Genomic DNA, 22,386 nt, shown 5'->3' on the forward strand with positions numbered 1-22,386 from the left:
TAAATGGCCGACATCATTCCGCGCGTGAACGCCCCCGGCGATCTGACGCTTCTCGAGAAGATATCCAACGACTTCAACGGGCCGGTGGATGACCTGAAGACACGAATGGAAAAGGCGCTGGACGCCGTCAAGAATGATCCAACGGATTCGTCGTCGATGGCGACCTTCCAGGCCGCCATGGCGGCGTACACCTCGCTGCGCGCGGGACAGTCGGGCACCATCAAGTCGCTCAAAGACGCCGTACAGGGCGTCATCTCCAAGTTCTGACGACGTAGTCGTCATCGTCTGCCACGACACGTTAAACGTTACCGAGCGAGGCCGCCATGTCATTTGATCCTTCGTTGTCATCGATCTCGGCGTTGCACAAGTCCGCGGAACCGGTCCTTGCGGCCGATCCGGGCGCCGGGCAATCGCTGGAGTCGCGCGTCATGACTGCGCTGTCGAACATGTCCGCGGGGTTCGAGGCGCAACGCGCCGACATCGCGAATGCCGCGGCGAATTTCGACGTCACCGATGCGGCCAGCGCGGTGGAGTTGCAGACCCGTCTCGCGGACTACGGAATTGGTGTGCAATACGTGGCCACCGTGGCACGCAAGATGGTCGGCGCCGTGGAGGCGTTGCTGCGGTGATGTCGCGCTACGTCGTCCCTCTCGTCGCCGTACTGCTGCTGACCGGCTGTCGCAAGGCCGAGACGTTGCTGAGCGCGCTCGACCAGCAGCAGGCCAACGAAGTGGCGGCGGTCCTGCTGCGTCATAACATCGCGGCGGAGAAGATCGACGGCGGGAAGGCGGGCTACACGATTACCGTCGATGCGGCGGATTTTCCGCAGGCCGTCGACTGGCTCAAGACATACGATCTCCCGCCGCGCCCGCGCATGGAAATCGCGCAGATGTTTCCACCCGATTCGCTCGTCGCCTCCCCCCGGGCCGAGCGCGCGCGGCTGTATTCCGCCATCGAGCAGCGTCTGGAGCAGTCCGTGCGTCTGATGCAGGGCGTGCTCGCGGCGCGCGTGCATGTGAGCTACGACGTCGACGGGCAGAACGGCGAACCGTCGAAGGGCAGTCCGCACATCTCCGCGGTGGTCGTCTATCAGAAGGGCGTGGACGGCAGCGAGTTGATCAACGACATCCGGCGATTTCTGAAGAACAGTGTCGACGATTTGCGCTACGAGAACATCTCCGTCGTGCTCTCGCAGCAACCGGCCCTGCTCGGCGCGAAGACGCCGATACCGCTGGCCAAACCGAACGATGGCGAGCGCCCGCTCTGGCCGTTCGCGCCGGTCGCGGGACTCGTCCTTCTGGTGGCGGTCATCGGGGTGGGACTGAGGTTGGGTAGGCGCGCGCGCGCCGGATGGGGCGGGCGCACCGGCACGCCGGACACGAAGGAGGGTTGACGATGTCGCCGGCACTGCTTCCCGGACTGCACGAGTCGCAAAGCGCCATCGCCGTGGGCTGGCGCACGATGATGTTCGACCCGGCGTCGTACATCCATGCGGCGCGTTTCGTGTACCCGGCGCAGTTCACGTCGCCGCGTCAGCGTGCGCTCATCAACGAGATGCTCATCGAAGGATTCCGGCTCGACAGCCATTGGCCGGTCGATCAGGTCGGCATCGCCGAGCGGCCATGGGTGCTGAACTGGCGGTTGCTGCCGCAAGTGGCTTATCTGATGGGATGCCAGGCCCGCAAGGCCAGTCTGTGCCGTCGCGCCGCGTTGCTCCGGCTACCCGAATGGGCGTATGCCTACACTAAGCTGCCGGTGCTCGACGCGATGCCGTCGGGCGCCGAAGCGCCACCATCGCACGAGGACCTGCTCGCAGAAGGATTCGTACGCCTCATGGCACTGGGGGCATCGCTGCGCGAACCGCTTCGTCAGCGTCTTCCTCTGCTGTTTCCACCCATCGATTCGTACGCCGCGGACGTGCCCGACGCGCTCGACGTCCGCCTGTTCGTGACGGCACTGCAATATGCCAAGAAGCATCCCCATTCCCCCCCAGACACCCATCATTGACGGGGTGATCGTGCCGCGAGAGCAGTTGGTTCGCGGTGTGATGCGCACACGTGTCGATGACGACATTCGTCATTGGGCGAAGCGCCGGGTCGTCGCGTCGCAACACGCGATCGACACGCAGCGTCGACAGGCGATGTGCAAGGGGTACCGGGACGGCATGGCGGCCGCGCTCGAAGATGTCGTGGCGCACTGGATGCGCACGGAGCACCTATGCGAGCAGTGGCGAAGCGAAATGATCGGGCAGGTGCGCGAGCTGCTGGGTTCCGCGTCGAGGCATCCGCAGGCGCTGCTCGCGGCGCTCGACGACGCAATGACCGCGCTCGCGGGCGGGCAGAGCGACGCGCCGCTGGTGATCGTGCTGCCGCTGCGGCTCAAACCGCGTCGCGACGAGATCCGTGCGCGCGTGCAAGCCGTGAGCGACGCGCCGTTGACGCTCGAATTTCGCGCGACCGACGAGCGCATCCTGGTGATGCGCGGCAGCGCCGTCGTCGAATACGACCCGCACGATTACGCGAAGCGGGCCGAGGCCGCGCTCGACCTCGACCCGCGCGTGCCGGAGCAAGACCTGCATGCGCTGCTCGCCGCGTGCCTGACGGCGCTCGCCGGACGGGTGGACGAACTGAGCGGGGCGCGCCAGGCCCAGTCGCCGGACACGCAGGTATCGCAAGTGATGCCATTCACCATGGAGAGAGAAGATGACGACCGCTATTGACGCCACGCCGATGGTTCTGCCCGTCGCGCACGGCGACGGGATTCGCCCGATTCGCACGATGACGCTTGCACAGCGGGTGCAGGCGATGCAGCCGAGCGAGACGCCGGCATCCGGCATCGGGCCGCTCGCGCATCCGCCCGGGCCGCTGCCGCCGTCCACGTCGCTGGCTGCGGCGCCTTCGCCACTGTCGGGCGCGGGCCGAAGAGGGGGCGATGACGCGCCGATGGAATGGGATGCGTTTTTCAACAAGATCCTTACGCTGGAGTGGTTCGACGGCTGGCTCGATCGCGTTGAGGAGACGGTCGATAACGGCGAGCGATGAGTGATGCGTGACGAGCGGTGGCCGATGTTCGAGCGTCGGCGCCGCCACGGCACAACCGGGAACGAAGAAGCAAGGAAGCGCAAGGAAGGGCAACGAAGGCGTGACGACGATCGACCTCGGCAGGGCCGATGCCGGTTGCGCCGAGGGTGGGCGCCACAGGGTGGCCAAGCGTAGGACGCGAACGAAAACTGAAGAAACTGACCAGCCGTCGGGTACCGGCGGAAAGCGAGGTGGGCGATGAGAAGTATGAAAATCATGGAAGACGCGCAGATGCTGGGCGCGAGCCAGTCGATCGCGTTGGCATGCGACGGCGTCTGGTTCGTTCGCTCTGCGGCGTGCGCACGCAGTTTGCTGCTCGAACTGCAACCGGCCGGCAACGCCGGCGCAACGCGGCTGGAACTGCCGCCGGGATATTGCGGCCTGTTGATGGTCAGCAAGGGCAGTCTGCTGGTCAGGGGCGGCACGCTGCACTATCACCGCATTCATTGCGATGTGCTGGTCAAGCTGCTGGCGTTCATGGACGAAGCCAACGCGACGGGTACCGACACGCACGACAACTACCGCCGCACCGCAGTACCCGCATTGCATCGCGTGCCGGTCGTCGAACCGTGGGCGGACCGCCGGCAGTGCGAGCTGTGGTTTCTCGATCAGATCGCGACGCCGGGCGAAGGCTTTCGGACGATGCTCGACATGCTGCGCCGCTGCGAATCCTACGAGCTGATTCGCTTCCTGCTCACGCGCGCACCTACCGGCGGCACGTTGCGCCACATGTGCGCGAAGTACGGCGTGTCATATTCGCACTTCCGGCGGTTATGCCGGGGCGCACTCGGAGAATCCGCGAAAATCGCCCTGCGCGACTGGCGCATGGCGCGCTCGATGCTCGAAGTCGCGCAGGGCAACGACAGCTTTACGGAGATCGCCCTGCGCAACGGGTACGCCTCGTCGTCGCATTTCTCGACCGAGATCAAGGAATTGATCGGCATGTCGCCGACCAGTGCCGCAGGTGCGTTGCGAACGCTGGCTCGATGAGGAGGACGCATTACTTCGCCTGCGCATTGATGGTCGGGGCCGCGTCGAACGTCGCTGTCGCGTCATGGGCGGTGGCCTTGTCCTCGGCGGGTTCGCTCGAAGGTCGCTCGGCGGACACCGCGTCCGTGAGCACGGGGACGGAAGTGTCCGCCCCGCAAGCCACCTCGCCGGGGGCCGCGCAGCCGGGAACGCAGGGCGCCGCGCAGATACCGGTGCAGATGCCGGTGCAGATGCCGGCCAGGGCGCCTGCGGCCGCGGCAGGCGCCGCAACACCGTCGGGCGAAGCGGGGCGCGGTGGCTACGTGGCGCGCAACGACAATCTGCGGGAGTTCTTCGCGGCACTGTCGCCCTATCTCGGCCGGCCGGTGATCGTGAGCAGTCTCGCAGCGAAAAAGCAGGTCTCGGGAGACTTCGATATGTCGAACGCCCGCGCGCTGCTCGAATCGATGGCCTCGCGGCTGGGACTGATCTGGTATCACGACGGACAATCGATCTTCGTGTACGACGCCTCGGAGGTCCGCAACGCGACCATCTCGATGCGCGACGCCTCACTGGGCGACCTGGAGTCGTATCTGCGCAAAGCCGGACTGTATGACCGGCGCTACCCGATTCGCGGCGAGCGGGGCAGCAAGGTGTTCTACGTGTCCGGGCCGCCGGTGTTCGTCGATCTGGTGCTCGCGGCGTCGCGCTCCATCGATCGCGTCATGGTCAGCGACATTCCGGCGGCAGGTCCCGATCGGATTGGCGTGGTGCGCATGGACAATGCGTTCGTGTCCGATCGTACGTATCAGATGCGCGACGAAAAGATCGTCATCCCCGGCATGGCGTCGGTGATTACGCAACTGGTGCAGTCCTCGCGCGCGGGTGTCGGCAGCATCACGCCGCCTTCGACGCAACTCCCGCTCTCGGGAGCAGACGCGCGCAGCGGCAGCGGTCCCGGCCCGCTGCCACCGCCCATTCCCGGTTCGGGCGCGCCCGCGGCGCTCAATCCTTCGGTACCGCCGGGGGTGCCTGGCGCACTCGGCGGGTCCGGCGAGCGCGCCCCGGGGCACGGGCAGATCATCGTGCAGCCGTATACGGCGGGCAACAGCCTGCTCGTGCGCGGCACGGCAGAGCAGGTCGAGCGCGTCGAGCGGCTGGTGTCGCGACTCGATGCGCCGCGTCGTCATATCGAGTTGTCGCTGTGGATCATCGACGTGCGCAAGGAAGCGCTCGATTCGCTGGGGGTGGACTGGTCGGGCGGCATCGGGATCGGCTCGAAGTTCGGCGTACTGCTCAATGCGACCGCGCCCGTCAGCACGCTCGACGGGGTGCGCTTTCTCGCAAACATTCGTGCGATGGCCTCGACCGGACAGGCAAGCGTGGTGTCGCGGCCGGTGATCCTTACGCAGGAAAACATTCCGGCGCTCTTCGACGGCAGCCAGACGTTCTACGTGCCGCTCGAAGGCGAGCGCACCACCGATCTGCGCAGCGTGACGTACGGCACGATGATCAGCGTGTGGCCCCGTTTTGCCGGCCGGGGCGAGATCGAGATGACGCTCAACATCGAAGACGGCACGACCGCGCCGGGCAAGGACGGTGACGGCGACAGCAAGTACACGGTATTGCCCACGGTCTCGCGCACGCGCATCAGCACCATCGCGCGCGTGCCGCAGGGCAAGAGCCTGCTCATTGGCGGATACACGCGAGATAGCGGAGACACGGTCGAGAAGAAAGTGCCGCTGCTTGGCGACATTCCCTGGCTGGGGCGCATCTTTCGCTACAACAGCACCTCGCAGAACAACAACGTTCGCGTGTTTCTCATCCAGCCGCGCGAAATCGACGGCCCCATGGTGCGTGACGCCAGCGACATCGCCGCGGACACTGTGGCGACGCTGCCTTATCCGGTGCAGGACGTGCCGGACGATCTGCGCCGCACGACCGGGCTTCAGACACACGGGGGCGTGCCTGCTGGCGACGCGGGTCGATCGGGCGGACAGGCACCGCCGCCCTCGGCGATCCCGGCGTCTCCGGTGTTTCCGGCGCCCCCGGCAATCTCGACGATGCCAGCGGCCTCCGTCATGCCGGCGTCACCGTCGCATGCGCCTGTCGAGACGCATTCCCCACCGCCGCCGGCGGGCGCGGACGCCGCGGTGCGAGCGTCCGGCGATTTCCCTCTTTCCAACACGGGAGTGGACCGTGCCAGATCTTAATGTCAATCGGCCATCGCCGTCGTCATATTCGGACGCCTCCGCCAAAACGTACTCCGGCCGGGGGCGCGCGGCGAAAACGGCGGACGACGACGGTCCCCACCGTCTGCTCGGCGGCGGGCCTGTCGCGGATATCCGGCGCGCGTCGGAATCGAGCGACGAAATGTCGTCCGCCATGGCCCAGTTCCGCCTGCGGGCGAACCGTCAGGAAGAGAACCGGGGCATGGCGCAGAGCTACGACTATCTGCTCGAAGAGGACGCGCCGAACAAGATCCGCGCCATTCTGGGCGCGGCGTGGGTGTCGCCCGAGGAACTGATGCGTCTGCTGCACAAGGCATTCGACGATGTGAGCGACCGGTGGCTCGCCCTGCAGGCGCTCCACGCGCAGCGTCACACGCTCGGCGCGGCGCAGCAACTGGCCATCGAGACGGCGCTCACGCAGGCGGAGGCCGCACCGCCGGACGAGATCCGCGCTCGCAAGGCGGGCGTGCATTGCGCGGTCAAGGCGCGGTTGTACGGGCACGCCATGACGCTGCCGTTCGCGCCGAAACTGTTGCGGGCCGCGTATCGGAGTTTTCTCACCACCGAGGCGCCGGACATCGAAATCTACCAGACGTGGATCGCCGGTTTCGGTGCCGAGCGCCGCGAACAGGTGCTTGACTTCATGGAAGGGGCCATCGTCGACGACATGCGCGCGGGCGACCCCAGCAGCACGCCGGGACAGTTCACGTCGTCGCTCGGACGCCTCACGACGCTGCGTGGCCTGCGTACCTGCGAGCACAGCTTCGTGCGGCTCGTGAGCGAAAGCGCGTTGGCCGCCCCGTTCAATTCGAGTGAAAAGGACTGGCTGCATTTCCTGCTCGTCATTCTGACGGACCCGGCAGCGCTCGACGAATCGCTGCGATACACCATGGGCGTGAGCGCAATCGTGCGCGAGATGCGCGACCACAGCCGCTTTCTCAACCTGTTGCTGTTCGCGTGCCAGCGGTTGCCCGGCGAGCCGTTGCTGACGCCGGGCGCGCGCGACATCATTCTCACCGGGTTGCGCGAGCTGGGCGGCGCGGCCTACGCGCGCGAAAGCAGCGCCGGCGCGGCCGATCCGGTCTCGCGACATCGCCGGAGCGTGTAATGCCCGTCGCGTTGCTCAACGACCTGCGCGGCCGTCCCGAGATCGTCATTCTGATCCTGATGTCCTGCGTGATCGCCATGCTGGTGATCCCGCTGCCGACGTATCTGGTCGACTTTCTCATCGGCATCAACATCGCGATTTCCGTGCTGCTGTTTCTGGGGGCGTTCCACATCGAAAGGATTCTGAACTTTTCGTCGTTCCCGTCGATGTTGCTGATCACCACACTGTTCCGGCTGGCATTGTCGATCAGCACGACGCGCCTCATCCTCATCGATGCCGATGCAGGCAAGATCATCGATTCGTTCGGGCAGTTCGTCATCGGCGACAGTCTGGCGGTCGGCTTCGTGGTGTTCGCCATCGTCACGATCGTGCAATTCATCGTGATCGCCAAGGGGTCGGAGCGCGTCGCCGAAGTCGCGGCGCGCTTTTCGCTCGACGGCATGCCGGGCAAGCAGATGAGCATCGACGCCGACGTGAAGGCAGGCACGCTCGATAACGACGGCGCGCGCGAGCGACGCAGCGTGCTGGAGCGCGAGAGTCAGCTGTACGGGTCGTTCGACGGCGCGATGAAGTTCGTCAAGGGCGACGCCATCGCCGGCATCGTCATCATCTTCGTCAACCTGATCGGCGGCATCATTGTCGGCATGACGCAGCGGGGCATGGAACTCGGCGGCGCCCTCACGACGTACACGACACTCACCATCGGCGATGGCCTCGTCGCCCAGATTCCGGCGCTGCTGATCTCGGTCGCGGCAGGCTTCGTCGTCACGCGCGTGAACGGCGAGGCGGACAACATGGGACGCACGATCATCAGCCAGTTGATGGGCAACCGCTTCGTGCTCGGTGCGACGGCACTGCTCACGCTGATTATCGGCACATTGCCGGGTTTCCCGTTCGTCACGTTCGCGTTGCTGTCCTGCTTGCTGGCGCTCGCCTGCTACTTCGCCAGACCGACGCCTTCGGCCCAGGGCAGGACCGGCAAGGCCGGCGCGGCAGCCGACGCGGCGGGAAAAGCCTCCAAAAGCGCGGGCGGTGCGCAGGCCGCGAGTTCGCTCGCGTCGATCGACGATCTCGACAACGTTGCGCCGGCGACCGCGCCGCTGGCCGTCGTGATTCCCTCGCCGCAGGTGCCGGCGTTCGAGGCCGCGACGTTCGCGCAGCGCGTGCGCAGCCAGTTCTTCACGGACTTCGGCGTCCATCTGCCCGAACTTCTGTTGCGAGGCTCGCCGACGATCCACGAGTCTCGGGCCGCCGTGTACATCAACGAAGTTCGCGCCGACGAGTTCGTGATCTTCTACGACCGTGTGCGTGTCGACGCGTATACCGCCGAAATCGCCGCGCTCGGCTTCGAGCCCGTCTTCTCCGGCCCGGAGCGCGGCCGGTGCGCGTGGGTCACCCCCGACCAGGGGGAAACACTCGCCGCGATGCATCACCTCACGCATCCGCCGGCCGACGAGCTGTACCAGAGCCTTGCCGTGCTGCTGACGCGCCACGTCAATGAGTTTTTCGGGATTCAGGAGACGAAGAAGCTGCTCGATCTGGTGGAGCAGCATTACCCCGATCTGGTCAAGGAAGTGCTGCGCCACGTGGCGTTGCAGCGCGTGGCGGAAATCCTCCAGCGTCTGGTCATGGAGCGGATTTCCGTGCGCAACATGAAACTCGTCATGGAAGTGCTCGCCATGTGGGCACCGCGCGAGAAGGACGTGCTCAACCTCGTCGAACATGTGCGCGGTGCGCTCGGGCGTTACATCTGCAACAAGTTTCTGCGCAACGGCGAGTTGCGTGTCGTCATGCTATCCGCCGAAATTGAGGAGAGCGTGCGTCGCTCGATTCGGCAGACGGCTGGCGGCGCGTTCGTGAACATGGACCCCAAGGACGCCGAGTCGCTGTTGGACCGTGTCGCGCTGGCGCTCGACGGCTCGGGGCGTCCGCACAAGGATATCGTGCTGCTCGCCTCGGTGGACGTGCGCCGATTCGTGAAGAAGCTGGCCGAGACCCGGTTCCGGGATCTGGAGGTGCTGTCGTTCGGCGAGCTGGTCGACGGTGTGTCCGTCAACGTCATTAGCACGATCTGAGCGAAGCGAGGGACCGGGATGCGAAGAAGCGGCGAAACGGACATGCCATTCAAGGAGTGCGGACCATGGCGTCGTTGACATCGCGGCCGTTGTTTGTGCGGCGCCTTTCGCTCGTTTCGCGCATCACCGGGCATACGGCGGAGGCGCACATGCCGGGCGTGACGATCGGTGAGATCTGCGACATACGCCGCGCATGGCGCGATGCGCACGTCGTCGGGCAGGCGCAGGTCATCGCCGTGTACGACGACCGGGCGATCCTCAGCCTGTTTGCCGCGACGCAGGGATTGTCCTGCGATTCCGCGCTCATGCCCACGGGCCGCCAGGCGACGTGCCGCGTGCACGACGCATGGCGCGGCGCGGTGCTCGATGCCGCGGGCAGCGTAGTGGACCGCATCGACGGCAAGCCGCTGGCGCCGCTGCGCCCTTCGGCCCCGGAGCGGCCGCTGCTCGCCCCGGCGCTGCCGTATGAAGACCGCATCGGCGTCGATGTCGGTCTGCACACCGGCCTGCGCGCCATTGATTCCCTGATGCCCTGCGGCATCGGTCAGCGCGTGGGTATTTTTGCCCCCGCGGGGTGCGGCAAGACGTCGTTTCTGAATGCGCTGATGGCCGGGGTCGAGGTGGAGACGACCGTCATTGCCCTGATCGGCGAGCGTGGACGCGAAGTGGTGGAAATCGTTGACGAGCTGCGTGCGTCGCCCGGTGCGCAACGCTGCGTCGTGATTTTCGCGACGTCCGATGCACCGGCCGTCACGCGCCGCAATGCGGCATTGCTCGCGACCACGGTGGCCGAGCACTTCCGCGATCGGGGGCACCGTGTGGCGCTCTTCGTCGACTCTCTTACGCGCTATGTGCGAGCGTGCCGCGATCTGGCGCTGGCTACCGGCGAGTTGCCGATGCGCGCGGGTGTGCCGGCCTCCGTCTACACCAGTCTGCCGCAACTGCTGGAGCGCGCCGGTGCGTCCAAAAGGGGGAGCATCACGGCGTTCTACACGGTGTTGATGGAAGACGAAGAGATGCCCGATCCGATGGTCGAGGAAATTCGCTCGATTCTCGATGGACACATTCATCTGAGCGCGCAACTCGCGCACCGCAACCACTATCCCGCCATCGATGTCCTGCGCAGCGTGAGCCGGGTGGCAACGCGCGTCGCCGACAGCGAGCATCTGCGCGCCGCGGGTGCGTTGCGCACATGGCTGGCGCGCCTCGAATCGTTGCAGACGCTCGTGGATCTGGGCGAATACCGGCCTGGTGCGAACGCGCTGGACGACAAGGCGATGGAAGCGAAGCCGCAGATCGAGGCGTTCTTGCAGCAGGGCAAGGGCGAATGGTCGTCGCCCGAACAAACGCTGGAGAGGTTGCATGACATCGTGGGTTGAGGCGCGTCGTCTGTGCCGGGGCGCGTTGCAGATGAAGCAGTTGCAGGAGCGGGAGCTACAGAGCCTCTCGACGCAGGACACGCGTCTTGCCGAGCAGTACGCCGCGCTGGCCGCGCAGCGTGACGCAATCCTCGCGTTGATCGCTTCTTCGAAGCCTTCACAACTCGGATCGGATATCACGGGATTGCGCGGCGGCATGCGCGCCACGTCGATGTTGCGCCAACAGGCGCGCGACATCGACGTGACGCTCACGACGCTTGCGGAATCGAGAGAGCAACTCGCGACGGATCGCGAATTGACGGAACACGAGTGGCGCCGCTGGTGGAGGAAGGAGACGAAGTACAGCCGTCTGGCGAAGACGCTGCGCAGCGACGCACGCAAACGTCAGGCACACGTTGAGCGCGGAGAACTTGAGGAGCGTCAGTCATGGGGACCCTGAGTGGAGCAATCACGGCCGGAGCATCGGAGAACCCGGCGGGCACGGATTTGCAGGCATCCGGCGAAAAAACGATCCGGGAGCGTGTCGACGAGGAAATGCGCAAACGCCGGACCGAGCGGCGCGAGCGCGAGACCCCGCTCGACATCGCGCTCGCGTGGCTGACGCAGATGCCTGCGGATCGCGGGCCGCCGGTTTCGCTCGACAACCGGCGTGCGCTGTCGGGACCGGAGCGCGATAGCGAGACGTCGGAGCGCAAGCGGGCCGCGGAGGATGGCGAGCGTGCCGGGCGCCGTCTTCGCGAGGCGGCGGACGACGCAACAGCACGGCGCACCGCAAAGGCGCATGCGCCGGCCGAGCCGCAGCAGCCACGGGACCCGGCCACGACGACGGCGCTTTCCGCCAGGCCGGCAGACGCCGGCGCCGCAGGCACGTCGTCTGCCGGTGTGCCGTTGGCGTCGGCCCCGTCGGGCGAGCACAACGCACCGCGCGACGGGGCGCGCGCGACCGGCCCGGCAACCGCCGCCCCGGTCGCCGACGTCGCCGGCGTCACCGACGTCGTGAAGGCCCCCGATGCGAACCGGGGCCGCGATTCGCACCGGCGCGCGCGGGGCGATGGCGCGTCCGCAGGCACGATGGAAGCCCCGGCGCTGGCACTGGTGAACGGGCATGCCGGGGCATGGCAGCGTGCGGCGCAGGGCGCGCCCGCGCGGGTGCCGCGCGGCGCCTATGCGCAGGCCCGCCCGCCGGCCCACCCTCAGGTCGCCGGCAAAGGCGCCGGTGTTCGCGCCGTGCCCCTCGGCGACGGCCTGCGCTACGCGTTCGGCACGTGGGGCAACGGGCACTTCGTCACCGTGAACGTGGTGCAGACCGACGGCGGCCGGCGCTTCGTGCTGGGTGCGTCCGACCCGATCGTTCAGCGACGCCTGTCGGCCGCGCTGCCGGGCACGGCGGAGGGTCTCGCACCGCGCGGGGCCGGTGGCATCGGCCTGCATGCCGTGAAGGCGATTGCGCAAATGGACGACACCTCGGATGAGGTGTCCTGATGCTGACACTTCGCCGTATCGATGAGCGGATGACGCGCCTGAACGCGGCGGCCCGTGCATGGCGTGCGCGCGGCTGGCAGGCGTCGCTCGAACATATGCCGCGCATGGGGTCGTGGATGCAGGTGCAGGACTGCGCGCATACCTGGCAGGGGTGGGTCGAGCCGGGCATGTGGCTCGAAGGCGTTGCGCACGAACTTGCCTCACTCGCATGCAGCGCCGAGTCGGAACAGCTGGCGGCGCGTCTGTTCGCCGTGAGCGCCAACCCGCTGCACCTGCCGATGCCCGAATTGCGATACGACGGACTCGACGTCGGCGCGCCCGTCGAAGGCGCCGCGTTACCCGAGGCGATGCTGCTCAAGGTACACGCCGCGGAATGCCCCGTATGGCTCGCGCGGGTGCCGGACGTGAAGTGCAACGTGCCGCTGGACCTGCGCGGCGTACCGTTCCGGATCGATGTGGAACTTGGGCGCAGCCGTGCGCGGCTGGCGACGTTGCGCGGGGTGCGGCGCGGCGACGTTCTGATCGTGCGCGACGTGCAACGCCGGCTGAGTTGCGCGGGCAAGGTCATCGGCACTTATCAACGGGAAGAAGGGAACGCGATGCTGGAAACCTATCTGCATGACGACATCGACGACAGCGACGACATCGACGACATGACGCCGGACGACGAACCGGCGTACGACGCGGACGAACGTGGCGAGGGCATGGCCGGCATGGCCGGTATGGCACCGCACGAAGGTCGCGACCGGCAGCCTTCGTCTGCGGCGACGTTGCCCTTCGAGCAACTGCCGGTGGAACTCGTCTTCGTGCTGCAACGCGAGCGCATGACGCTTGCCGAATTGCAGCGGCTCGGCGACACGCGGGTGATGGCGTTGCACGCCGGTGCGGAGCAACGCGTGGAAGTGCGCGTGAACGACACCTTGCTCGCGCGGGGCGAACTCGTGCAGCTCGACGGCCGGCTCGGTGTCGAAGTGTCCGAATGGCTAATGGAGTCGAAGGGCGAGCGGGGACCGAGAGGGCCGGATCATGTGGACTGACATGCCGGTCATCGGTGTCCTGAGCTTCTTCACGTTGTTGCCTTTTCTGGTCGCCTCGGGGACCTGTTTCGTCAAATTTTCCATCGTGTTCGTGATGGTGCGCAACGCGCTCGGCCTGCAACAGGTGCCAAGCAACATGACGCTCAACGGCGCCGCGTTGCTGCTTTCGGTCTTCGTGATGCTGCCGGTCGCCACCGCGGTGCTCGACGCCTATCACGCCAACGCCGTGAATTTCGCCGACCCGAATTCGGTGCGACGCTTTCTCGACGACGGGCTTTCGCCCTACCGCGACTATCTGGTGAAGTACGCCGACCCTCAGCTCACGCAGTTCTTCGCACGTCAGGAGATGAGCCGCGACGGCGCGGACGTGCCCGTCGACGCCACGGCGCCGTCGATCTTCGCCCTGTTGCCGGCCTACGCGCTGACCGAGATCAAGAATGCGTTCACGATCGGCTTCTACCTCTACCTGCCGTTCGTCGTCGTGGATCTGGTCGTCTCCAGCGTGCTGCTCTCGCTGGGCATGATGATGATGAGTCCGGTGACGATCTCGGTGCCGATCAAGTTGATTCTTTTCGTGGCGATGGACGGGTGGTCGCTGCTGTCGCAGGGACTGGTTCGCCAGTATCTGCCGTGAGGACCTCGCGTGCTGGATAACCTGATCTTCGCGGGTAATCGCGCGCTTTACCTCGTGCTGATTCTCTCGGCCGGGCCTGTCGCGGTCGCGACGCTCGTGGGCGTGGCCATCGGTTTGCTTCAGACCGTGACGCAGGTGCAGGAGCAGACGCTGCCGTTCGGCCTGAAGTTGCTTGCCGTGTCGTTGAGCCTGTTCCTGCTGGCCGACTGGTACGGGGAGACGCTGGTGGCGTTCGGCGCGTCGATGATGCAACTCGCCATGGCGGGCAAAGCCTGAGATGGATCTGTCGCTGGTCTTCGCGCATCACGAAGGCATCATGGCGAGCGCAATCGCCTACGCCCGCGTCGCGCCATCGGTGTTCCTCCTGCCGATTCTCAACGGCAACGTGCTCGCCGGCGTGGTGCGTACGGTCGTCTCCATGTGGATCGCGGCCGGTGTCTGGCCGTACCCCTACGGCGCGCCGCTCGCGCTCGACGCGCCCATCGCGGTCGTGTTGCTGCGCGAGGCCGCCATCGGATTGCTGATCGCCATTGCCGTCGCCTTTCCCTTCTGGGTGTTTCACGCGTTGGGCGCTTACATCGACAACCAGCGCGGCGCCACGCTCAGCAGCGTGATCGACCCGGCGAACGGCGTCGATACCTCCGAATTGGCGGGCTTCTTTCAGTGGTTCGGTGCGGTGATTTATCTGCATCTGGGCGGCATGACGCTGTTGCTCGAACTGCTTGCCAGAAGCTATCGCGTCTGCGGGCCATTCGGGGCATGCACGCTGTCGGTCGCGCGCGTACACGCGTTTCTCGATGCCCTCGTCGGGCATGCCATTGTGCTTTCGGCGCCGGTCGTCGGCGCGCTGTTCCTGTCCGAAATCCTGCTCGGGCTGCTCTCGCGCTTCGCGCCACAGGTCAACGCGTTCGCGCTTTCGCTCACCATCAAGAGCGTGATCGGATTCACGATCTTGCTGATCTATTTCGCCGCGACGCTGCCCGAGGCGATCGTGCCGCTTTTCACGCGACCGGAGGATGTCGTGCGCTGGCTTTCGCCGTCCGCGGCCGGAACGGCGGGGACTTCAGGGAACTCGGGCGCATAGGGGACACAGGGGAACATAGGGGACATAGGGGCGAGAGCCATGGGCGAGAAGACGGAGAAGCCGACACAAAAACGGTTGCGCGATGCCGCGAAGAAGGGGCAGTCGTTCAAGAGCAAGGAACTGACGATGGTGACGCTCGTTTTCGTCGGCCTGCTCTTCGTGCTCTCGTCCGATCCCTTGCTCTGGCTGATGCAGGAATACCGGCAGGTACTGGCCGACGCAAAGTTCGCCAATCCGCAGGCGTTTGCGGTGAGGCTGTTCCGGCATGGACTCGAAGCGTTCATGCCGGTGTTGCTCGTGTGTATCGCCGCAGCGGTACTGCCCTCGTTGCTTCAGACGGGATTTCTCTGGGCAAGTCAGGCGCTCAAGCTCAATCTCGGGGCGATCAGTCCGTTGCACGGCGCCAAGCGCATCTTCAGCCTGAGAACGCTCAAGGACGCGCTCAAGTCGATTCTCTACCTGCTGAGTTTCGGTGCGATCGCCGCCGCGCTGTGGAGCCACGGCAAGGGCCTGCTGTTCGCACAGATCTACATGAGCCCCGCGGGCGTGGCCGCCGCCTGGGTCGCACTGGTGACGAAACTGGTATGGATCGCGCTGGTGTGCGTGGTCCCGATCGCCATTCTCGATGCGATGGTCGAGTTCTGGCTGTTCATGCGCGAGCAACGCATGGAGCGCCACGAAGTCAAACGCGAGCAGAAGGACGCCGACGGCAACCCGGAGATCAAGCAGCGCCGTCGTGCCATGCATACCGAACTGCTTTCCGAAGCCGTGAAGGCAGATATTCGCGAGTCGCGGCTCATCATCGCCAACCCGACCCACATCGCCGTCGGCATCTACTTTCGTCCCGACATTGTCGCAATGCCGTTCATCTCGGTCATGGAGACCAATGCGCGGGCCCTCGCGGTGCGGCGGTATGCCGAGTCGCAGGGCGTGCCGGTCGTCGGGGACGTGGCGCTTGCGCGCCGGCTGTACGCGACACATCGCCGCTACACCTTCGTTTCCATCGAATCCATCGACGCCATCATGCGCCTGCTCGTCTGGCTGGAGGACGTCGAAAGAGCGGGCATGCACGAGATCGACGACGCAAATGAGGGTGTGCCGGGCGACGCCGAAAGCCATGACATCGACAGGGCGAAGGACGAGGAAATGCCTGATTTGGCGCACGACGTGACGTCCGAGTCCGAAGGCGGCGCCGAAACCCCGCCGCATGAACCCCGGCGTGTGGCGCCACCCCGTCAGGAATCGCAGGGGGAGGCGCGTACAAAACCCGGTATTGGTGAGCACATTCGATAGAACGCTTTTTGGAAGTCTCCCAAAGGACGCGTTGCTTAAATGTTAATTATCGGGATGCCGGCAACGACGACGAGCGACACGGCGCAGGTCCCGCTTTCACGAGACCCCGGGAGGAACGATGGAATGTCAGGACATGCGCCATCTCTGGCGGTTGTGCAACGGCGGCACGCTCGCGTATTCGATGCAGACCGGCGGTGGCGAGCCGGCACCGTCGTGTCTGCGTGTCATGGCGCGCGAGATATACGCCGAGCTTGCGGCGACCTCGGCCAATGAAGGGATCGCACTGCCGCCCGAGCGCGCGTTGTTCCCCGAGACGTCGCTGCGCGGCTTGGCGGCCGTGGTGTCGACGGGGACACCGGAGCAGGCCGCCCGTGCCAACGCCCGGGTGCGTCTGAGCGACGCCGCGCGCGTGGCGGTCGCCGCGCATGCGCGCGCGCGGGCGGCGTTCGAGCGCAGTCAGGTGCGGGCGATGCAGGCCGACGTCGTGCTCGCCGAGATTGAGGTGGTGCTCGACATCCTCTCTCCGAACGATCCGCAATACGTCAGAGCGAGCCGCAAGCGTCGTGCCGCGCTTGTCGAGGCGCACGCGGCGGCTGCACAGGCCGACCATGGGTATCGGTCGATGCGCGACAGGAGTATCGAGCCATGGATCCGGTATCTGGCGCGATTGCCCGACGCGTCGCAGCTACCGGCGACGTCGCCGGGCGGGTACCGGCCCGGCTATGTGCTCCCCGGCGAGCGCCGTGCCTTCTGGGGACGTCCGGCAAACGGCTGCCGCCGCTCGGCGGTGTCCCGGCTCGCATTCATTCCAGTCACCCGGCTGGCAAACAGAAGATTGACCCGTTTTCGGGTATCGGAAGGAGGTAATTCGATGACACAAGCGGCAACGCCATCAGACACGGACGGGGGGCGCGTGACAAACGCGATCTGGAATGCCGTCATCGCGGGCGCCAGTCTCAAGGACATTCATGGCATTCCGAGCGAAACCATGGACGGCCTTTACGCGCACGCCTACGAGTTCTACACCAACGGTCAGTTGACGCAGGCCGAAGCGTTCTTCCGCTTCCTGTGCATCTACGATTTCTACAACCCCGAATACATCGTCGGACTCGCGGCGGTGTACCAGCTCAAGGAGGAATACCAGAAGGCCGTCGATCTGTACGCGATGGCGTTCGCGGTCGGCAAGAACGACTATCGCCCGGTCTTTTACGCAGGCCAATGTCAGATGATGATGCGCAATCTGTCGTTGGCCCGCGAGTGCTTCGCACTGGTGTGCGAGAGCAGCTGCGATGCGGACCTGCGTACGAAAGCCCGCGCGTATCTCGATGCGATCGGCGCGGAAACGGGCACGGAAGACAGCGCGCGCAAGACGCCGGCACCGGCGGGTTCCTCCGGTGCGCCCGATGACAAGGAGGCAGCATGATCAGCACGACAACGTTACAACCGAATGCCTTGCCGGCCCTCACCATGTTCGACGGCGAAGACACGGCGTCCGGTGCCGAGGCGGGCGGCAAGACGGCACAAAGCCTGAAGTTCGATATCGGGTCGACGATCAGGGCGATCGTCGAGAACATGGCGCGTAACGACGATGGGCCGTCCGGCGCACGGGGCGACGCCCCCGAGCTGAAGCCGCCGTCGGGTGATTCGCCGATGAGCCTGACGTATCTGCTCAGCCGTCTCACCGGGTTGTTCAGCGAGTCGTCGCTGGCCGACCTTCAGACACGTCTCGCACAGTCGCAGGCCGAAGCGGCCGCCCGGCAGGCGCTCGCCGAGCAGAGCCGGAAGGCGTTCGACGAAGCGCTCGCCGCGGCCAACGACGCGCTTGCCGCATATGAAGCCGCCAACCGGGAACTGGAAAGCGCGAAGCAGGCAATGGACCGCGCCAGTGAAAAACTGGCGGCTGCCAAAGCCGCGCTCGACGCGAGCACGCCGGGAACGCCGGCGTATGAAGCGGCCCGCAAGGCCTACGCCGACGCACGGTCCGCCTTCGATGCCGCAAAGGACAAATTCGACAGCGCGAAGGCCATCGCGCTCAACGCCAACGACGCCGCGAAGGAAGCGGTGAAGAAAGCCGACGATCTGCTTGGCAGGTTTCTGAGCGAGCAACCGTTCAGCCAGACCAGCGCCGCATCCAACAAGGATCAACTGGACAACTCGTCGGAGCTGATTTTCCTGATGGCGCAACTCGCGAAGCTGCTCGGCGATAGCGCGAACGACGCGATCCAGGAAGACATGAAGTTCTTCGAGAAGATCCGCCGGGCGCGCGAGAACGATCTGATCAAAAAGAACGAGGAGTATCAGGAGCAGGTCAGGAAGGCCGAGAAGATGAGCAAGATTTTCGGCATCTTCGGCAAGATACTCGGGGCGGTGCTGGCGGTCGTCGGCGTCGTGGGCGCGGTATTCACCGGAGGTGCGAGTACCACACTGACGGTGATCGGTGTCGGGTTGCTGGCCGATTCCGTCATGGGGGCGGCCACGGGATTCTCCCTCGTCGGCGAAGCGATCAAGCCCGTGATGACGCAGGTCGTCCAACCGCTGGCCGAGAAGATCGGCAGTTTCGTCGGCTCGATGCTCGAAGAACTCGGCGTGGCCAAAGAGACGGCGGAACTGGTCGGCAACATCGTCGGGGTCGTGGCCGCGGCGGTCGTTCTGGTCGCGACCGTCGCCGTCACGGTGGTCGCGGGTGGCGCGGCGGCGGCGAGCAACCTGGGCAAGATGCTCGGCACGATGGTTGGCGACGTCGTGAAGAAAATCGTTCCCGACCTGCTGCGCGAAGCCGGTAAGGCAGGCGGGAGGATGCTCACGCAGAGCCTCACCTCCGCCGCCTCGCGAATGGGCATCAAGGAAGGCAACGCCCAGATGTTCGCCAACACGCTGCGCCAGATCGTGACGGCCGGCGAAATCGTGAATACCACGGTGCAGGCCACGGGCAGCACCGTCAACGGCGTCTACGCCAGCCAGGCGTCGGACACGCTGGCCGACATGATGGTGTCCCAGGATTCGCTGGACAAGATCAACGACTCGGTCCGTCAGTCCGCGGACAAGTTCGCGGCGACGCAGAAAGTCGTCACGGACCTTGTGACCCAGATGTCCGATGCAGGCAGGGTCAAGCAGGAAGCGCAACGCTTCGTGATGAACAACGTGCGCGCTTGAGTTTAAGGAACCCCCCATGAACATTCTCGACGTTAGCCAAACCCCTGTCGTACTGACGCCCGACGCGCCGGGTCGACCGAAGGATGCGCCGCCGCCCGGCATCCTCTACAACACTTTCACGCCCCCGCTCGACGACGACGGAGAGGACGACCCGCTGCGGCCGATGCTCCAAAGCCCGCCGCCGGACGCCAGCAAGAAAGATGCGCTCGACTGGCTAAAGGCGCAGCAGCCGCAGGAAAAGGACGGCAACATGCCGGGCAAGCGCGACGACGACCCGGGCTATGGCAGTCCGCTGTCCGACGACGCCGTGCTCATCGGCAAATTCTTCGACTACTTTCAGAAGGCGTTCCAGAACGGCCTCGAGATACGCAACAAGATGGCGCAGGTGAATTTCCAGTCGGTGGTCGCGGCGGGAGAGGCGACCAAAGAGGCAGGCAAGGCCTACATGTGGGGCGGGATTTCCTCGGGACTCGCGCAAGGCATGTTGGGGGGCATGGGGGCATTCAAGAGCCTGTCCGGGATTTCGAAGGAGCGTAATGCGCTGAAGATGCGGGCGCCGAAGCCGGAGGCCCCCGTGGCGGCACCGCAAGGCGCGCAGGTGAGCGGCGCGCCGCCAACGGCAAATGCGCCGGACGGCCGGTTGTCCGGCGCGCAAGTGCCGGGTGTCGACCCGGACGGAACGCTCGATGCGGCGCCGCCGCGCCCGAACGCGCCCGACGATGCCCCTGACGTGACGCCGCCGCCGGTGGCGGCCGACCCGTCGCCCGCGCCGGTACCGGACGGTCCGAGCGCCGAGGCATTGAACCTGAGTGCGCGAGGCGACGGCGCGCAGGGCGCGGCGTTCTCGATGATGGCGGCCCCCGCCGCGGGCATGCTCAACGGCGCCTCCCAGTATTCCGCCGCGCTCGAAAATCAGCAGCAGAAGCTGGCCGACAGCGGCGCGCAACTGAGCCGGGACGGCACCACCAACGCGCAGGATCAGGCGAACAAGGACCTCGGTCTCGTCACCGAAATGCTCAAGGCGATCGACGCCGTCTCGCAAGCCAAGGCGGGTGCGGCTTCGGCCATTGCGGGCAATTTGCGCGGATAAGCGCCCGTATTTCCGAGAGGAGGGATAGATGATGGAAAGCGTGAACGAACGCAGCGCGCCCTGGCTCATGTTTCGGGACGTAGGCGCCTCGGACGTGAAGGCCGAAGGCGTCAAGGAAAACCGTGTGCCGGGCCGGCAACCGGGCGACGATCTGTCGCCGGCCTCGGTGTTGCTCGCCGGTGCCGTGCAGGGCGCAGACAAGCTGCGCGGAGCGCTGCGAAGCATCGACGACAGGATGCTCGACGTCCAATCGGGCAAGGCGTCTGTCGATGCGCTTGACGAAACGCTGGACGATGCACGTCTTGCGGCACTCGATCTCGGCGCGCGTCTGAAGGGCCTCGCGAGCAGCGACGTGCCGATACCGGGCGCGCTTCGCGAGCAAATCGCCGAGTTCCTGCGGGAGTCTCCCGAGCGCAAGCCCGGTGCGTTACCTGACGACCCCGGCATCCGCCAGATGGATGACGCGCCGAAGGTAGATGCCGGCAATCCCGACGCAGCGCCGCAGACCGATACCGGCAAGGAGGGCGATGACAAGGTGCCCACCGACGGAGAGATATGGGACAAGCTCATCGCGGTCATCGGTCACATGAAGGAGTTTTTCCTCAAGATATTTTCGGAAGCCGCCAAGAAGTATCTAGAGTTCAGCAAGGCGCTCGCCGACATCATGTCGAAGTTATCGGGCTGGATCGAGAACCAGAATGACGGCAAGGAAGTCGATCTGGATGTCGGCAAACTGAAGGAAGCGCTTCAGCCACTGTTAAACAAATACAAGCTGCCGGGCAAGGAAGGTGTGTTGTGGCCGACACAAACGCCGGGCGACGGCCCCATCGAAGGGGGCGCCAAGGAAGACGCCGAAAAATGGGCGAAGGAACTCGGCCTTCCCGAGGGCAGCGTGAAGGAGCAACCCGAGGGAAGCGGCAAGTTCGTCGTGGTCGTCGACCTCAGCACCATCGAGACGATGATCAACACGCTGCCTCAGGGCGACGGTAACGGGAAGAAGCGGATGACCACACAGGAACTGGAAATCTGGCGCACCGGTTTCACGGGGCAGGAGAGTGTCGTCAAGACGCAGGTGCAGGGGTTGTCCCAGCGTTACGCCACGGCGAACGCGACCAACGAGAATTTGGTGAAGTTGCTCAGTGGCGCCATTCTCGCGATGAGCGAATCGAACAAAGGATTTTTCCGGTAATGCGCACGGAAGGCATTCTTTACCTCGCTGCGCGCTCGCGCGCGGCGCCCCGTCTGACGCCGGACATGTTGCCCTGCGCGCGTTTTCGCCCCGGACCGCTGCGCAATCTGCCGTCGCAGGCGTATCTGTCCGCGCTGCTGTCGACGGGCGATGCGCGGGCACTCGGGGTGGCGTTGCTCATGGTGTTGCGCGACGCCTTCGATCCGTCCGCACTCCAGGACATCGCGCTGCGACGCCAGTGCAATGCGGTGCGCGATGCCATCTTGCCGCGCGACGCCATGCGCCAGCGGGCGATTCTGGAGCGCTTCGCCACCGGACAGGCGAAGCCGCTGGGCGATGCGCTGGGGTTGCTCATCACGTTATTGGCCGATCATCCGCAACGCGAGGCGCTGCGCCGATTCGCCTCGCAGCTATTCCTGCGCGACTTCCCGCCAGCGCACGAAATACGTCGAAACCCGTTGGTCGCCGCGATGCTCGCGGGACTCGGCCTGTTCTCGCGAACGCAGCCTCCCGCATCGTCCGTTCTGCAATAACGCCCACATCCGGACTTCGTGCCCCGCCAGATCAGGCGGGGTTTTTTTT

The 22,386-nt window shown here is 65.7% G+C and carries 23 protein-coding genes; all 23 read left to right on the forward strand.

The window, feature by feature from the left end:
* Positions 1-3: 3 nt before the first annotated feature.
* The 23 genes from sctF to AB870_RS00825 all read left to right on the forward strand — a co-directional run bounded on the left by sctF (position 4) and on the right by AB870_RS00825 (position 22,337).
* Positions 4-267, forward strand: a complete 264-nt coding sequence (sctF, locus tag AB870_RS00715; RefSeq protein ID WP_053059512.1) for a type III secretion system needle filament subunit SctF — start codon at positions 4-6, stop codon at positions 265-267.
* A 56-nt stretch (positions 268-323) separates the two neighbouring features.
* Complete coding sequence (gene sctI / locus AB870_RS00720; RefSeq protein WP_047906544.1) at positions 324-629, forward strand: type III secretion system inner rod subunit SctI; 306 nt, start codon at positions 324-326, stop codon at positions 627-629.
* On the forward strand, positions 629-1,393 hold the full coding sequence (locus AB870_RS00725) for an EscJ/YscJ/HrcJ family type III secretion inner membrane ring protein (protein WP_053059513.1): 765 nt from the start codon (positions 629-631) through the stop codon (positions 1,391-1,393). Before sctI ends, AB870_RS00725 begins: the two co-directional genes overlap by 1 nt.
* Positions 1,394-1,395: 2 nt before the next feature.
* Positions 1,396-2,007: a type III secretion apparatus protein OrgA/MxiK gene (locus tag AB870_RS00730; RefSeq protein WP_047906546.1), complete on the forward strand. Its 612-nt coding sequence runs from the start codon at positions 1,396-1,398 to the stop codon at positions 2,005-2,007.
* Positions 1,964-2,719, forward strand: a complete 756-nt coding sequence (locus tag AB870_RS00735; protein ID WP_157112189.1) for a hypothetical protein — start codon at positions 1,964-1,966, stop codon at positions 2,717-2,719. Before AB870_RS00730 ends, AB870_RS00735 begins: the two co-directional genes overlap by 44 nt.
* Entirely contained in the window at positions 2,703-3,041 is a 339-nt protein-coding gene (locus AB870_RS00740; protein WP_047906548.1) for a hypothetical protein, read from the forward strand. The genes AB870_RS00735 and AB870_RS00740 overlap by 17 nt, the downstream gene beginning before the upstream one ends.
* 237 nt (positions 3,042-3,278) lie before the next feature.
* Positions 3,279-4,070 (forward strand): helix-turn-helix domain-containing protein, encoded by a 792-nt coding sequence (locus AB870_RS26965; RefSeq protein WP_197683852.1) that lies wholly within the window; start codon positions 3,279-3,281, stop codon positions 4,068-4,070.
* The gene (gene sctC / locus AB870_RS00750) at positions 4,067-6,262 is read left to right on the forward strand and encodes a type III secretion system outer membrane ring subunit SctC (protein ID WP_157112190.1); all 2,196 of its coding nucleotides are present in this window, start codon (positions 4,067-4,069) and stop codon (positions 6,260-6,262) included. Before AB870_RS26965 ends, sctC begins: the two co-directional genes overlap by 4 nt.
* A complete protein-coding gene (gene sctW / locus AB870_RS00755) occupies positions 6,249-7,388 on the forward strand; it encodes a type III secretion system gatekeeper subunit SctW (RefSeq protein ID WP_053059516.1) in 1,140 nt (379 codons plus the stop codon). Before sctC ends, sctW begins: the two co-directional genes overlap by 14 nt.
* On the forward strand, positions 7,388-9,463 hold the full coding sequence (locus AB870_RS00760; protein WP_047906549.1) for an EscV/YscV/HrcV family type III secretion system export apparatus protein: 2,076 nt from the start codon (positions 7,388-7,390) through the stop codon (positions 9,461-9,463). Before sctW ends, AB870_RS00760 begins: the two co-directional genes overlap by 1 nt.
* Positions 9,464-9,528: 65 nt before the next feature.
* Entirely contained in the window at positions 9,529-10,842 is a 1,314-nt protein-coding gene (locus tag AB870_RS00765; protein ID WP_047906550.1) for a FliI/YscN family ATPase, read from the forward strand.
* Complete coding sequence (locus AB870_RS00770) at positions 10,826-11,281, forward strand: hypothetical protein (RefSeq protein ID WP_071386818.1); 456 nt, start codon at positions 10,826-10,828, stop codon at positions 11,279-11,281. The genes AB870_RS00765 and AB870_RS00770 overlap by 17 nt, the downstream gene beginning before the upstream one ends.
* Complete coding sequence (locus AB870_RS00775; RefSeq protein ID WP_047906552.1) at positions 11,269-12,324, forward strand: SpaN/EivJ family type III secretion system needle length determinant; 1,056 nt, start codon at positions 11,269-11,271, stop codon at positions 12,322-12,324. Before AB870_RS00770 ends, AB870_RS00775 begins: the two co-directional genes overlap by 13 nt.
* Positions 12,324-13,361: a type III secretion system cytoplasmic ring protein SctQ gene (sctQ, locus tag AB870_RS00780; protein WP_064674742.1), complete on the forward strand. Its 1,038-nt coding sequence runs from the start codon at positions 12,324-12,326 to the stop codon at positions 13,359-13,361. The genes AB870_RS00775 and sctQ overlap by 1 nt, the downstream gene beginning before the upstream one ends.
* On the forward strand, positions 13,351-13,995 hold the full coding sequence (locus tag AB870_RS00785; RefSeq protein WP_047906554.1) for an EscR/YscR/HrcR family type III secretion system export apparatus protein: 645 nt from the start codon (positions 13,351-13,353) through the stop codon (positions 13,993-13,995). Before sctQ ends, AB870_RS00785 begins: the two co-directional genes overlap by 11 nt.
* Positions 13,996-14,004: 9 nt before the next feature.
* Complete coding sequence (locus AB870_RS00790) at positions 14,005-14,271, forward strand: EscS/YscS/HrcS family type III secretion system export apparatus protein (protein WP_269466244.1); 267 nt, start codon at positions 14,005-14,007, stop codon at positions 14,269-14,271.
* 1 nt (position 14,272) lies between these two features.
* A complete protein-coding gene (gene sctT / locus AB870_RS00795; RefSeq protein WP_047906555.1) occupies positions 14,273-15,079 on the forward strand; it encodes a type III secretion system export apparatus subunit SctT in 807 nt (268 codons plus the stop codon).
* A gap of 39 nt (positions 15,080-15,118) precedes the next feature.
* The gene (locus tag AB870_RS00800) at positions 15,119-16,372 is read left to right on the forward strand and encodes an EscU/YscU/HrcU family type III secretion system export apparatus switch protein (RefSeq protein ID WP_064674743.1); all 1,254 of its coding nucleotides are present in this window, start codon (positions 15,119-15,121) and stop codon (positions 16,370-16,372) included.
* 118 nt (positions 16,373-16,490) lie between these two features.
* A complete protein-coding gene (sicA, locus tag AB870_RS27405) occupies positions 16,491-17,795 on the forward strand; it encodes a type III secretion system translocator chaperone SicA (RefSeq protein ID WP_269466245.1) in 1,305 nt (434 codons plus the stop codon).
* The gene (sctE, locus tag AB870_RS00810) at positions 17,792-19,525 is read left to right on the forward strand and encodes a type III secretion system translocon subunit SseC family protein (protein WP_047906556.1); all 1,734 of its coding nucleotides are present in this window, start codon (positions 17,792-17,794) and stop codon (positions 19,523-19,525) included. The genes sicA and sctE overlap by 4 nt, the downstream gene beginning before the upstream one ends.
* A 16-nt stretch (positions 19,526-19,541) precedes the next feature.
* Entirely contained in the window at positions 19,542-20,615 is a 1,074-nt protein-coding gene (locus tag AB870_RS00815; RefSeq protein WP_047906557.1) for an IpaC/SipC family type III secretion system effector, read from the forward strand.
* A 28-nt stretch (positions 20,616-20,643) separates the two neighbouring features.
* Entirely contained in the window at positions 20,644-21,804 is a 1,161-nt protein-coding gene (locus AB870_RS00820; RefSeq protein WP_047906558.1) for an IpaD/SipD/SspD family type III secretion system needle tip protein, read from the forward strand.
* Positions 21,804-22,337: a hypothetical protein gene (locus AB870_RS00825; RefSeq protein ID WP_047906559.1), complete on the forward strand. Its 534-nt coding sequence runs from the start codon at positions 21,804-21,806 to the stop codon at positions 22,335-22,337. The genes AB870_RS00820 and AB870_RS00825 overlap by 1 nt, the downstream gene beginning before the upstream one ends.
* Positions 22,338-22,386: the final 49 nt, after the last annotated feature.

Source organism: Pandoraea faecigallinarum (assembly GCF_001029105.3).
GTDB classification, from domain to species: Bacteria; Pseudomonadota; Gammaproteobacteria; order Burkholderiales; family Burkholderiaceae; genus Pandoraea; species Pandoraea faecigallinarum.